8 protein-coding genes are annotated in these 14753 nt (G+C 47.1%); all 8 read right to left on the reverse strand.

Annotated features, from left to right (window positions below; all coding sequences use genetic code 11):
• Positions 1-208: 208 nt before the first annotated feature.
• On the reverse strand, positions 209-3181 hold the full coding sequence (locus VLX91_05195) for a GH92 family glycosyl hydrolase (GenBank protein HUI29589.1): 2973 nt from the start codon (positions 3179-3181) through the stop codon (positions 209-211).
• Positions 3182-3667: 486 nt separating this feature from the next.
• Entirely contained in the window at positions 3668-4750 is a 1083-nt protein-coding gene (locus VLX91_05200; GenBank protein ID HUI29590.1) for a sugar kinase, read from the reverse strand.
• A gap of 269 nt (positions 4751-5019) precedes the next feature.
• A complete protein-coding gene (locus tag VLX91_05205) occupies positions 5020-6189 on the reverse strand; it encodes a glycoside hydrolase family 88 protein (protein HUI29591.1) in 1170 nt (389 codons plus the stop codon).
• Between the two features lie 217 nt (positions 6190-6406).
• Positions 6407-7702, reverse strand: a complete 1296-nt coding sequence (locus VLX91_05210; protein HUI29592.1) for a DUF4861 family protein — start codon at positions 7700-7702, stop codon at positions 6407-6409.
• Between the two features lie 18 nt (positions 7703-7720).
• A complete protein-coding gene (locus VLX91_05215; protein HUI29593.1) occupies positions 7721-8482 on the reverse strand; it encodes an SDR family NAD(P)-dependent oxidoreductase in 762 nt (253 codons plus the stop codon).
• A gap of 93 nt (positions 8483-8575) precedes the next feature.
• A complete protein-coding gene (gene kduI, locus VLX91_05220; protein HUI29594.1) occupies positions 8576-9409 on the reverse strand; it encodes a 5-dehydro-4-deoxy-D-glucuronate isomerase in 834 nt (277 codons plus the stop codon).
• Between the two features lie 111 nt (positions 9410-9520).
• A complete protein-coding gene (locus VLX91_05225; protein HUI29595.1) occupies positions 9521-11569 on the reverse strand; it encodes a choice-of-anchor D domain-containing protein in 2049 nt (682 codons plus the stop codon).
• A 109-nt stretch (positions 11570-11678) separates the two neighbouring features.
• Positions 11679-14729, reverse strand: a complete 3051-nt coding sequence (locus tag VLX91_05230) for a TonB-dependent receptor (GenBank protein ID HUI29596.1) — start codon at positions 14727-14729, stop codon at positions 11679-11681.
• Positions 14730-14753: the final 24 nt, after the last annotated feature.

Genomic DNA, 14753 nt, shown 5'->3' on the forward strand with positions numbered 1-14753 from the left:
TCCACAATTTTTTGGATCACAGGATCGGCAGGCCCGACCACGCTCAGGCTAGTGCGCAGAAACAATCCTTCTTTTAATGTATCGGGCTGATTATTCTGAGCGTACACATTTGCCGCTATGGTAGAAATGGCAAGAATGACAACATCAATCATCCTTTTCAAATTATTTTTCATCTTTACTATTCTCCTTAATATCAGAACGCACCTTTCTATTGAATTTTGACCTCATCGACAAAGAGCCACGCCTTTCCGCCGGCACCGACGTGCCATGGTGGACATACACCGATGTTCTTGGCAACGACCCTCAAGTACCGCGCTTTGATTCCGTCCAGCACTACAGTGAAATGTTTCACAAGGAGGCTCTGTTTCTGCGGATCCACATCGTTTTTAATCTCAGAAATCTTCTTGAAATCTTTTCCATCCTGAGACACATAGTACTCCACATACTCAGGAAGAAATATCCACACGCCCGTATCTTGGAGGAATCCGGTTGATACCTCGTCGATCTTCTTTTCTTGTTCCAAATCAATTACTACATCCAAATCTGTCCCTTCAAATCCCTGCCATTCGCCGGTCTGGTAATTTGTCGTGCCTTCCCTGCCATCGGTCAGAGCCATCGGCCCGCCGCCAGTGTATTTTGCGGCGAACGGATATCGGTAAGTCGCGGGCGGGTAGAATGATTTAACAAATTTAGCTTCGCTTGTCATGCTTTGGTCTGAGTTCTCACTGAATGCCGCAGCTTTGAGAGTGCACGGTTTGTGAATCGTAACCGGTGCAACATAGATAGGCGATTGTGAATCGGGCTCGTCCCCGTCTAGTGTGTAGCGAATCCGCGAACCCGCTTCGCTGGAATTCAATGAGACCACAGTGGAATCATAGAAAACGCCGCCGGTTGATTCTATCTCCGGCATGGGAATGATGTTGTGGTTTGGTGCCATAATAAAAAGGCCCGAGTCACTCAGCCCCCATTGCTCGTCCGGCACATTTGACATCACCAGAGCCAGAGTTCCTCCCTTCATTATGTCTGAGTGCGTGAGATAAGGCATATCGTAAGGTTTGCCGTCCAGAGTTGATGATTGGATATACATGTTTTCATCAGAAGCGTTCTCCGCACTGATCATGAATGTTTTCCCCTTACCGAGTTCGATGGTTATCTTTCTAAAAAGCGGGGATCCAATCACGTAAGTGTTCTGACCCGGTGTGACCGGATAGAAACCCATTGCGCTGAAGACGTACCATGCCGACATCTGACCGCAGTCGTCATTCCCACAAAGGCCGTCGACCTTGTCGGTGTACCACTTTGATATAATCTCCCTGACAACTCGCTGGGTTTTCCACGGCTCACCAGCATAGTCATACAGATACGGGACGTGATGGCTCGGCTCATTTCCCTGAGCGTCCTGGCCAACCATTCCGCTAATGTCCGGCTGATACCTGCCGGTGACCTGGCTCGATTCGCTGAACAACGAATCGAGCTTACTCGCAAATTTTTCTTTTCCTCCATATAAGTTGATCAATCCGCCAATGTCTTGTGGGACAAAAAAACTGTACTGCCATGCATTCGCCTCTGTATAATTTCCAGACACCGAATAAGGGTCGAATGGGGTGTACCATTTGCCGTTGGACAACTTTCCTCGCATGAACCCAGCGGAGCTGTCAAAAACATTTCGATAGAAAAGGGAACGCTGGTTATATTGCCGGTAAACATCCCTTTTACCAAGTCGCTTCGCAAGTTGTGCGATGCACCAATCATCATAGGCATACTCCAGCGTCTTCGACACGGACTCGTTTTCCTTGTCGGCGGGAATGAATCCACGTTCCTTGTAATATTTCAGGCCCTGCCAGTCCATTTCCGCGCTGTGCTCCATCGCGGACAATGCAGTGTCAAGATTGATACCTCTTTGTTGGTTTGAGACAAGTCCTTTCTCGTATGCATCAAAAATTAACGGGACTGATGGGTAGCCGATCATAGTGTAAGTCTCATTGCCTGCAAGTTCCCACACAGGCAAGAGTCGCGCCTCCCTGTATTTTTCAACGAGTGTTTTGACAAAATCAGCGTCGAGATTCGGATCAATTATCGTCATCAGAGGATGAAAGGCGCGAAATGTGTCCCACAATGAAAACACAGTGTAGTTGACGAAATTTTTCGCCGTATGAATCTTCTGATCCATCCCATAATACCTCCCGTCGACGTCCTGAAACACATTGGGATGCATCATGGAATGATAGAGTGCAGTGTAGAATGTTCTTTCCTCTGATTCTGTGCCACCTTCGACGCGTATCTTGCCCAGCGCCTTGTTCCAAATCTCTTGAGCGCTCATCCGGTATTTCGTGAAATCAAAATCCGGCATCTCTGCTGCAAGATTTTTCCTCGCACCGTCGAGGCTCACGGCCGAAATTCCGACTCTCACCAGAACCACCTCATCCTTAGTCGTGGAGAATGTCACAAATGCTTTTACATTGTCGCCATCTTGCTTTCTATTGCCGCTACTTACAGTATCTCCATTTGCTGTTCCAAATCTCCTGAATGGTTTCGAGAATTGAGCAACGAAGTAAATGCACCGATCATTTGCCCAACCGTGAGACCTCCTCATCCCTTCCACCCATTTGTCTCCGACAATCTTTATCCATGACCCCGTGCAAGTGTTCCCGATTCCATGCTGAAGATCAATTACAATATTTGAGCTGTCCGATCTTGGGAAAGAATATTCGTGCAGGCCGCAGCGATAAGTCACCGTAAGCTTGACTCTGACACCATATCTGTCGAGAAAAACGCTGTAGTAGCCGGGGGACGCCTTCTCTGTCGAATGGCTGAATGATGATCGATATCCTGAATCCGGATTTTCGTCGGTCCCCGGGACAACCCTTACCTTTCCAACCGTCGGCATGAAAAGAATGTCCCCGTAATCCATTGCGCCCGTGCCGCTGAGATGCGTATGGCTGAATCCCATTATTGTCTTTGAAGAATAGTTGTACCCGGAACACCAATCCCATCCATTTACTTCTTCGTCGGGACTCAATTGAACCATCCCGAACGGCAAGGTCGCACCTGGAAAAACATGCCCGTGGGCAGCGGTACCGATGAAGGGATCAACAAGTGCGTCAGGATTTTTTTCCTGGGCGTTTGCTAATGCCCCAGCGGCAAATAACGCAGCCACAGAAATGCAAGCTAAAGTCCTCACTCTCCTCATCTCCTTTTAAGACGGAACGAATTCTCTCAGCGGTAATTATAATAAACGAGAAGTATATTTCAAATAAAAATATTCTACAAGGTTACGTTCCGTCCTCTTTGCTTTCGCTCAATCCTAGACGCCAAGAATCTCCAAAACAACCAATAAAAACTTAAATGAGATGAGAATGCGCATGCTTCAAGGAACCAAAAGCGTGCATGTTTCTTTGAATGGAAAATTTTGACTTCTTCAAAAATTACCAGGTGGGTCGAATTATTTTAGTTATGTGAGATTCTGCCCGCGGGATGTCAGACTTTTTGGTTTTCTCAAGAACTCCGACTTGCTTCCCCTCGAGAACAATTGAACGGCATATCCAATGAATGAACAAAAATTGTCACTAATGCCTTCGGCATTCAGTCGTCCAAGCCACTCTACACCTCTCACCGGCCTGATGAGGCCGACGAGGAAAATCATGTCTTGCTTCCGAATTTGATTCTTTTATCTCTGAATCCGGGCCGAGCCACCCTTAGCAAAAGTGCGCACCTGCTCGACCGTTGCCATTGTTGTGTCACCGGGGAAGGTCGTCAGGAGTGCTCCATGGGCCCAGCCAAGCTTCACAGCCTCTTCAGGTGTTTCTCCTGATATGAGACCATAGAAGAAGCCGCTCGCAAAGCCATCGCCACCGCCGACGCGATCTAAGACATTGAGTTCACAAGTTGGGGATGTATATGTTTTTCCGTTCACCCATGCGACGGCTCCCCAACTATGATGGTTCGACGAATAAACTTCACGAAGAGTGGTCGCAACTACTTTGACCTGCGGATACTTCTCAACGACTTTGTTGATCATTCCGAAGAAAGTTCCGGGATCCAGCTTTGATTTCGCTGCAACCTCTGGTCCGGGAATACCCAGGCCTTTTTGTAAGTCTTCTTCGTTGCCGACGAGCACATCGACATTCTTCACAATTCTTGCGACGACCTCTTCGGCTTTCTTCTGCCCCCCCCATAAATTCCAGAGCTTCTCTCGAAAGTTCAGGTCAAAGCTGATAATAGCTCCTGCTTTCTTGGCGGCTTTCATCCCCTCAATGATGACTTCGCCGGTCGTCTCGGAAAGCGCAGCGAAAATTCCGCCACTGTGAAACCACTTAACACCACCGGCAAGAATTTCGTCCCATTTGAAATCTCCCGATTTCAACTGCGCCGCCGCCTCATTCGAGCGATTATAGAACACGACCGGCGGCCGAATGCCATGCCCTGTATCACTATATACAGTCGCCATATTGGGACCTGTCACGCCGTTGTGCTTGAAATGCTTGTAAAAAGGCTTCACCCCCATCGCTCTTACCCGTTCTGCGATAAGGTCGCCTATCGGATAATCGACCATGGCAGTGGCAATGCCCGTGTTCAAGCGGAAACAATCCGCCAAGTTCGCCGCAACGTTGAACTCACCGCCGCTGACGTGAATCCTGCATTCAGTCGCCTTCCTGAAAGGGATGATTCCCGGGTCAAGACGGTGCACCAATGCACCCAACGAAACAAAATCCAACACACCCTTTGATGGTACATTTAAATCGTTACTCATTTTTATTTCCCTAGTTAATTAATTTTCAATACGAATTGCATCTATTTTACAGGCTTGGAAATTCTTGAAGTGTGGACATTTATAGAGTGAGTTCTACCTGTTTTCTTTAAATATCAGGTTTTCCGAGCAATAAGTAAATGCCCCGTCGTCAGGACGTATCCAGCATGTAATATGCAGGATTTGAGTCTGCTGCCTGATTACCGCCGTCCTCTTGAAGTAAATCCCAAACTATTCTGAAAATCTGCTAAGAAGTGCGAACTCGCTATACGTTATTTCTCTGCCTTCTCCGACGATTCAATTTGGAGGGCGGCAAGAATAAACGGCCCGACTCCTCTGAAATCGTTTTCCTCTTTCGGGACACCGACATAGTACTCATAGCTGCCGTCTCTGTATGGGTTTCCCCCAAGCCCGACAGTTCCGGAGGTATTCTCAAGTATGAATTCAAATTGCGGCGCGCTCGCGGAGTCAATGGTGATTTGTTTTATCTTTACAGAATAATTCACGAGGCCATCAAAAGTCCTTGCTGCGATATCAGAAAACTCATGGTCCAGATATTTCTCCTTTGCTCCCTTAGCAAAGGAATACGCAAACATAGCTGACGCAGAAGATTCCAGGAAGTTCCCCGACGATCCTGGTCGGTCGACGATCTGGTACCACAGGTGCGTTTTCTTATCCTGATACTTGAGAACCGATGTGCACAAATCTCGAAATATAGAAATCAACTTTTGCCTTTGAGGATGATCTACAGGAAAATAGTCAAGCGCATCGGCGAGCCCCATCATGTACCAGCCTATGGATCTCCCCCAAAAGCATGGTGAATCACCCGTTTGCGAATTTGACCACTTTTCTTTTTTTGCGAAATCCCATCCATGATACATGAGGCCCGACGCCGGATCCAAAGCGTGCTCTGCCATGAGTACGAATTGTCTCGCGATGTCGTCGAAATCATCGGGCTCATTGAACATTTTCGCATACTGCGCATAAAAAGGCTCCGACATATAGAGTCCGTCGAGCCACATTTGATTTGGATAAATCTTCTTGTGCCAGAAACCGCCTTCCGGAGTGCGGGGCTGCCTGGTCAGCTGCTCGCGCAAAATAGCCGCCGCCTTCTTGTACTTTGCCTCTCCGCTCAATTTGTACAGGTCAAGGATTACTCGTCCCATCAGAATGTCGTCGAGCCGAAAATCATCTTGCACATAAGTTTTTATTCCGCTGGTATCGGGTAAATAAAAAGCGACGCTCTCCTTGACATAATCAAAATATTTTTGATCGTGCGTTTCCAACCAAACATTCCAGATTGCATAAAGGATCAGTCCTTGCGGATAGTTCCACGCAAGCGACGGTGTATCATAGTTGACATAGTGCGGGTGAATCCGCAGCACCTCGTCCGCTGCAAGGTCCGACCATGACTTTCCGGCGATTACATTTGGAAATGACATCTTTTGATTTCCGGCCTGAGGTACTGCGGAACCAAAAGAGCATAGCAGCATAATGAGAACATACATTAGAAGATCAGGAGCTAAAAAGATTCGAAACAGCGAATGCCCAGAAAGAATCCGTCTTTTCGTTCTCATTTTTAAAAGCGCTCCTGCAGTGACCACATCTCGATTCCTAATTTCCATTTACGTCTCTTTACCTTCTTTCTATTACTTGCTCTCAGAAATCAATTTGTATCGGATCGTTCAGACTCGTGACTGTATCCTCCAAATATTTCTTGAATCCCTCTTCATTCTTAATCCCACCCGGTTCATCCTCCCACGCGGCACCAAAGTAATACATAACCTGCCCCGCAATCGGACGGAACACCACGATCTCACTTACGCCGTCTTCGGTAAGCTTAGCTCCATCTTCTTTCCTGTAAAAAATGGCGATCCCCAAATTGTCTCCGGAAAGACTCTGTTTTCCGTACAGTGCCAAATATCTCCATTTCCCATCCGAAGATTCGGGGGATTTTATCAGATCGCAGCCCACATGTTTTGCGAGGCCAGTACAGAGTTGAACACTGTCACTATTCACCGATGCGCAAACTTTCGTCAACCTGCTTCCTGCCGAAATAGATAAATCTGCAAACAGATCGTATAGCTTTCCGGCAACTTTCCAGCCAAAATATTTTGTAGATACCCCTGACCTTATCGGTCCATTTAGGATCTTGCACTCGACCCGTTCGACGTTGCTGACTGTTGCGACTTCTGTATCGTGGTACATCGCAATCGAACCGATGCCCAGAGACTCTCCAACCTTAAATATGTCCATCCCCCAATCGAGCATATTCGTATAAGATTCTTTGCTGTCCGACACGAGATCGTTTGCACCGATCTGCTCGAGAACGAGTTGATGCGTTCTCTTCCCAAAAATGTCATTCCTGTTTCGTGAATCCAAATAAAATCTGTAAACTATCCTGTCCGACTCCCATCCAGGGCCTTCGATCCTGTAAAGCGCATCGTGGGCGAAATGGTCGGATGGAACGCTCGTCGAATCGACATCGACAAATCTGCCTCCTGTATAATAACCATTGACTTTCCTGTAATCTGTCTTGACACCTAGAGCTGCCCGGGTCATTGGGGGATATGTATGCTCTTCAACAGTATCCGTTGTCCATCTTATGATGAATTCTTTCTTCTCCAGGGGAGCGAAGGAGGAAACAAAAATCATCATTGATGAATTTCCAGACGTGCTGTTCTCGCACGATCCTCGTGCACCTAGCAATTGGCTCGCAATTTCATTCTTGTCGTAAGTCACGAAGAAAGCCTTCTCGTTGAAAGAGGGAAACTTTGATTTGATCTTTTCCAGGTCGAGCGCAATCACTTCATAGGCGCGGGAAACATTCGTCGGATTCATTGCCGTTACCAGAAATGAATCTTGGGCGCTTGGAACACTATGACTGACTTGTCCGGGACTCGTTACGTATAGAAAAGGGAGAACGACCAGAGCTATAAGCGCAATATGTTTCATAAGTCACCTGCCAAGTGGTTATCTGCCCATCCAACCGCCGTCGACCGTGACAACGCTGCCATTCAGATAGTTGGACGCGTCGGAGCACAGGAATACCACAGTTCCCATTAGGTCTTCAGGGGTTCCCCATCTTCCTGCCGGTATTCTTTCCAATATTGATTGATTCCGTCCCGGATCATCTCGCAAGGCTTTAGTATTGTCGGTTGCAATATAACCTGGGGCTATCGCGTTGACCGTTACTCCGCTCGAAGCCCATTCATTCGAGAAAGCCATCGTGAGCTGCTTGACGCCGCCCTTTGATGCGGAATATCCCGGGACAAGTATTCCACCTTGGAAAGCCAGCAGTGAAGCAATAAAAACAATCTTCCCGTATCCTCTGGTCACCATGCTCTTTCCGATTTCGCGTGTCAGCACGAACTGCGAAGAGAGATTCACCTCGATAACTCTGTCCCAGTACTCATCCGGGTGTTCGGAGATTGGTTTTCGCATAATCGTCCCGGCATTGTTGACCAGTATGTCAATTTTTGGGAAGTCGGTTTTTACGTTCCTGATAAAACCATAAAGCGATTTTCGATCCGAAAAGTCGCTCGTGTAAGACTTGAACCTCCGCCCTCGCTCCTTTATCTCTTTTTCAATCGCAGCGAAATCTTTGACAAAAGAAACGCTGATGATGTCGGCTCCCGCTTCGGCCAATGCGATCGCGTAAGCCATTCCGATTCCCTGGTTAGAACCTGTCACGATAGCTACCTTATTGTCCAGCCTAAACTTGTCAAGTATCATTTTAAAACTCGTTTCTGTGTTCCATGAAGATATCGTTTTCGCAAATAGACTATATATTAGTCCAGCGTTCCATTATCCTTCCTGTCAACATTCTCACTTCAGATCCAACATCTTGACAGCGTCCATATCTTCGTAGTCCTGGTTTTCACCTCCCATCGCCCATATAAACGAGTAGCTTTTTGTTCCCACCCCGGTGTGAACAGACCAGCTAGGTGAAATCACAGCCTGCTTGTCACGGACGATCAAGTGCCTCGTTTCATCAGGCTCACCCATCATGTGAAAAACCACCGAATCACCGTCAAGTCCGAAGTATAAATATATCTCGGTTCTTCTCCTATGGGTATGTGCAGGCATCGTATTCCAGACACTTCCTTCACTCAGATCCGTCAGACCCATAACGAGCTGCGAACTCTTGATGCCGTCCGCGTGGATGCACCTATTGATCGTTCTTTCGTTAGCATCGAGCTTGTTTCCGGTCCTGGTCGAATAAATCTTTCCAAACTTAATGAACGCAGATGGATAGGAAGAATGAGCCGGATAACTGACAAAATAAAATCTCGCAGGTTTCTTATGGTGACTGCTGGAGAACGAGACTTCCCTGGCACCTCTTCCGACATAGACGGCATCTTTAAATTCAAGCAAGAATTCTTTACCGTCGACCTTGACTTTTCCCGAACCTCCGATATTAAATATCCCGATTTCTCTTCGCTCTGCAAAATATTGAGAGGCCATCTCTTGTTTGCTGCTTAGAAGCGGCAGCGATTTTTTCAGCGGAACGGCGCCGCCGACGATGGCACGGTCGAGATCAAAATATAGTGTTTGTATACTCCCATCTTGAAAGAGGTTTTCCATCAGGAACGCATTCCTGAGTTCTTCTGTGCTTAACTTCTTGTAACTCTTTACATCTGGAGCGTATCGTACCTCCATCGTTTCACCTTTCATTTGTTTCTACCCTGCGAATAAAACTGCGGCTCACGTTGGGTCCGCAGACAAAAAAGCAAGAGGCGAGGCATTGCCGCCTCGCCTCAAACGTGAATCTTACTTCAGCAGTAACATCTTCTTTGTCTGCACAAAAGTACCAGCAATTAGTCTATAGAAGTAGACTCCGCTTGCGTATCTTGCACCGTCAAATTCTACTTCGTAATAATTGGCTGCCTGCTTCGAATCCACAAGCGTGGCAACTTCTTTACCAAGAACGTCATAAACCTTGAGCGTCACTTTTACATCTTTTGGTAAATCATACTTGATCTTGGTGGACGGGTTAAAAGGATTGGGATAGTTATCATGCAGCGCGAAAACTTTGGGGAGAGCCGGTTGATCTTTGACTCCGACCAGACGCTTCCCTACCCCGCTGACAGACACGGTATCCATAGCCGTCGGAGCATTGTCATAGAACACGACCGATGCTGACTTACTACCGAGAGATGCCGGCGCAAACGTAATGGCAAACTTCTGACTGCCACCGATGGGAATACTTGCACTTGCAGGCGAGACGGTGAACTCAGCAGACGAAGACTTCACAGAATCGACTACGAGGGCCGTATTTCCGCTGGGATTGCTGACCACTACGGTATCAGATTTTGTCAGAGTCAACATTACACTATCAAAATCAACAGTCTTCGGCGTCACGCTAAACGTCAGCACAGGGATCAAAGTAAATGACCACCTAGTGTCGCCTATGATTTGGCCATCAGTGCCCGCCATAGAAAGATCAGTGGTAGATGTGTAAGAACAATTCAGTGAGTCAAAATAATACTCCAGGTGGTGACGATGGAAATCGTATGTCCAGTTCCAGATTGAACTCGTGTTAAGAGTAGGTTTGTTCTTGTCGTCTAAGCTTTTGTTCAAAACCCACCTTATCAGTTCCGTCATCAAACCGGGAGCGTTTGTAAATTTTACATTCGTGACCGGTATGAACGTATGCACTGTGTCTTTGCCTTGAGATGCCAGAAGAGTATTCATGTTCCAAGTCAGGTACGGCGGACCTTGCTTATGGTAAAAAGGACCCGCGTAAATAGTATCGTTTGGCGGACCTAGCGCGAGTATCGCTGCACCCGAATCCGAGGAAGCATAGTAGTTTTTCTGGATATTCCAAACTGCCGCGTTATTTTTGTTTGTAAGGACCCATGTCATTCTCCATGTCCCGTTTACCGTATCTTTTTCACCCGGATCGCTGAACTCCACCTGACGGATGGCAGCAGTATCTTCACCAAGTGCAAAGTGATCAACTAACAGGTTGTTGGTGATTTGCAACGTGCCGGTCCCGGTAGAATCAACCTTGCCTAAGGAGAGGAATCCGTGGTACGACATGGAATTGACAACGGTATTATGGTCGAAGATGAAATTCTCAATGGGAAACGTGGATTGATAGTGTCGAACAACCCTATCATACAGGTTTACGAGCGTGCAATTTTGAATAATCATCGTATCGATTTCTACGTTCCTTGCGTCGATGAACTTACCCGCACCGAAATTAGAAGTCGGATGTCCCATGTCCGCAAAGATAGAATGAGTAATCTGAATTAATGCCGCTGGTCCTTCCGTTCTTATGATTTGCCCTGCAATCGTTTTCATTACGCAACTATCGATGATGATGCGATTGTTGGTGCCGGTGGAAAGTGTGCGAAGTATCATGGTGTTTGAATACTGCAGAAGGGTATCGTTAGGAAGCTGATCTTCCCGGTATCCTGAGACCATGATGTGTGTCATGGACAGTGTGGAATTGCCGCTCAAGTTTATGAACTGTCCCGGAGGAGCGCCCGTTCCCGCCGTCGTCGGAGCCAGATAAACTATCGGATCATAGTGAAATCCGGGATAGGTGTATTCCGAGCCCGCCTTAAATGTAATAGTGCTCCCACCAGCAAAAGTAAGGGCCGCATTAACAAGATAAATTCCGTTCCTGTGCAAAACATAGACGCGAGTACCTGCCTTAAAAGCGGCACTGCTCGTATCCGCCAGGATTACAGTATTCAGGTACTGCCCGGCACCGGTGCCGGAAGTGGAATAGTAATCTTCGATTACTAAATCTTGGCACAACGCTGTCACAGGAAAAAGCAACAACAGCGCGAACCACATTTTACTTCTCATGTTCTTCTCCTTTTTGTTTTTGTTGAGTTACTGATTAACCATAAATGAGATCGTCACAATAAATCATTCTATCTATTTGACAATAACTGTGAGGCACAATAATCTAGGTTCACAGAGTTATCCTCAGACCTAATTCCGCGGATGTTCCATACAATTCCCTCGTGCTATTCAGGAACCAATTATTGACCGTGTTCACTTGAGAAGTGGTCTCCTGAGTGTTTGTCAAGTTGTCAACGTTGAAAAAGAGCGAAAAAGCTTTCGTGAGTTGCTGCCTGAGAGCAAGATCCAGCTTGACAAAACCATTGACGCGAATATCCTGGGTGCCGTCGGCAGAGTATGACTGTACATACTGGCTTTGAAAGAAAACAGAGACTCTAGCTGAGAATCCTCCGATGTCATATCCCAGAGCGGCGTTGCCATAAAACACGGGTTGATTCTCCGAATTCCTCTTGGCATTAACGGCGATGTTATGTCCCGGACCTGGTCCCCAGGTGGTGTCTCCGCGGACAACGTGCGCGACCGAATCAGGTACCAGTTCCCTTGTGATGATGTAAGTTTGAGAATGAGTTATAGAAAAATTATAGGACAAGGAGGTATTGGCAAGAAAGCCGGGCAGAAAGAGGAAATTCATTTGGTGCTCAAACTCGAGTCCCCAGACATACGTGGGTTGTGTTGCATTATACGGCACCGTAAAGAGAAAACTGCTCTTTGAACCCAACTGTTTGAAATAGTTCGTGTTTTGCCAGGTCACGCCAATGGCGTTCAACACAGAATCATAACCGGTGCTGATGCCAACGGCGTCCATTTGGTGGTACAGATCATCTATCCTCTTGAAGAATGCCGAGACAGAGATGAGTCCGATGGTGCTGCTGTATATTTGAGGATTGATCTCGAAATTCCACGCCTTCGGATCTTTCAGATTAGGATTTCCCATTATGACGGGAGTACCTTGAGAGTTGTTGTTTATGATGAACTGCGGGAGACGCAGATTATAATCAGGTCTGGCCAGCGCGCGGTATGCAGCGAAGCGAATGCTGAAAAAATCAGTAGGCCTGAGAATCAACTGCGCGTTTGGAAGCCAGATCGTCTCCGCGTATTTAGTGGTTGAATCTTTAATCTCAGTCCCCGGCGAAGGTGTGACAACGATGCCAATTGTCTGCAGACCGCCCGTTGCAAACCTGGCACCATAATTGTCGTTTTCGTTCTCAACACGCACACCCATCATCAAAGTGGCCAGGTATCCGAAATCAAAAGTGTTCATGATGTATCCGGCCGAAACACCCTCATTGATACTGTAGTCGTTCAAAGATGCTCCTGCACTTGGAACGTACTCCAAACCCGCAGTAGACAAGCCGTTCTTGTTAAGCTGATACCATAGTTTCATGGCATCCACACTTATAAGCGGTGTCATTCTGTACAGGTTAAGGAGATTGCGCGAAGGCACAGGCTGGTCAATGAAATCAGACAAATCCGGTGGACCCCCGGCTCGGTTTTCACGATAATCTTGAAAACGGGTACCCATCAAATTTATTGAGTCGCCCGTGACGGTTTTGTTGTACGAATTGAACTGGTATAAGTATGTGTTGTTATCGAGCTCGCTCTGATCCATCCATCTTGATCTGTCCCTGTATTTACCTCCCATTTTCAGATCACCTGATATGAGACTTCCCACCGAGTACTTTCTTGAGATGTTCAATGCGGCTGATCTTTGCCTCTCGAAATTTTGTTCCTGATAATAGACTGCGCTACTGCAAGCCGCATCATTATAAAGATTTGCCGCATAAGGTATGATGTTTAGTTCGGGATGGTCTCTTCCTGAAGGAACCGACTCGCCGGATATTACACCCGGAACTTCGGTGAATTTCATCTCATAGTCAAATGGGTTTTTTATTCTGGAGTCAGCGTAAGAACCAAGCCAATCGACCTCAAATCCGGAAAGAAAATTCTTACCCTGCAGTGAGACGTTCGAAGTGCTCATGTTCGTCTGAGTATATCGATAGTCGTAATCCCAGACCACACCCGGCTGACCGCCGGGGTAAACCCTGCTATGGACGAGTATGTTCCTAATCGTGCCGTTATAGAAACCACTCAGCTTCACAGAACCGCTGTCGGGAGTATTGACGTCAAAGATCGCCTGGCCGCCCTGTCTCTTTCTGGTCTCATCCGTGAACGCGACGGTGAACTGCCCCATTTTGTAATCGTTCCAAGTATAGCCCGAGGGATTAGGCGGCAAATCAGGATTAGGAACGTATTGATATCCCGTAGAGGTATTCTCTTTGCTTCGAATCTTTTGTTCTGCATTCGCTTGAAGTTGAACGCCAAGAATGCCGTTGAAAAATCGCTCACCGTATCGACCAGAGAAATCATATTGCCCTGCCGAATTCATGAGTCGATTGTAATCTCCCTTGAGATCAAAACGGATCAATCTCTCGGAAGGAGCTTTTCTTGTAACCAAATTTATCGTACCTGCTATTGCGTCTCCATCCTGATCCGGCAAGAGCGCCTTGTATAATTCAATACCTGCCAACGAGCCTTGAGAAATCATGCTGAGGTCGACGTCCCGGCTTGTCGAATCGGTACCGGGTATCGTCACACCGTCGACCGTGATGTTGCTGAACTTTGAGCTAAGCCCTCTAAGGACAACTTTACTTGCCTCGCCTCCGTTTCGAATTATTGATACACCGGGTAGCCGCCCGATCGCCTCTGCGGCATTGGCATCCGGCAGCTCTTGGATTTTTTCTTCGGAAACAACATTCATGATTGTTGCTGCCCTGACCTGCTGATTGATCGCGGCGAGCTGTCCCTTCGCCTGTGAAACAACTATAACTTCCTTGCCCCTCACCTCCTGCGGAGGTAACAGGAAACTCTCAATCGTCATCTCCTTGCCTTTGACCGTCACATCTATTGTCTTACTTCCGTATCCTATGTAAGACACCTGAACCTTGTACTGCCCTTCCGGTATGGCCGTAACTCTGAAATGTCCGTCCAGGTCCGTGCTGGCACCCAAGCTCGTGCCAACAAAAAGGACATTAGCGCCAGGGAGCGGATCTTTAGATAAGGAATCCAGCACATATCCTTGCAGAATTCCCTGGGCAAAGACATGATTTGATAGAACGACGACAAAGAAAGAAAAGCAAATGAACTCGTAACGCCATTTCATGTTCCTACCTCATAGCTTTTAAAA

Source organism: Candidatus Acidiferrales bacterium, assembly GCA_035515795.1.
GTDB lineage: Bacteria > Bacteroidota > Ignavibacteria > Kryptoniales > JAKASW01 > JAKASW01.

Coding starts and splice junctions, on each gene's coding strand:
- VLX91_05200 (HUI29590.1), bottom strand. CDS start 4,750: ATGAGTAACGATTTAAATGTACCATCAAAGGGTGTGTTGGATTTTGTT.
- VLX91_05205 (HUI29591.1), bottom strand. CDS start 6,189: ATGTCATTTCCAAATGTAATCGCCGGAAAGTCATGGTCGGACCTTGCA.
- VLX91_05210 (HUI29592.1), bottom strand. CDS start 7,702: ATGAAACATATTGCGCTTATAGCTCTGGTCGTTCTCCCTTTTCTATAC.
- VLX91_05215 (HUI29593.1), bottom strand. CDS start 8,482: ATGATACTTGACAAGTTTAGGCTGGACAATAAGGTAGCTATCGTGACA.
- kduI (HUI29594.1), bottom strand. CDS start 9,409: ATGGAGGTACGATACGCTCCAGATGTAAAGAGTTACAAGAAGTTAAGC.
- VLX91_05225 (HUI29595.1), bottom strand. CDS start 11,569: ATGAGAAGTAAAATGTGGTTCGCGCTGTTGTTGCTTTTTCCTGTGACA.
- VLX91_05230 (HUI29596.1), bottom strand. CDS start 14,729: ATGAAATGGCGTTACGAGTTCATTTGCTTTTCTTTCTTTGTCGTCGTT.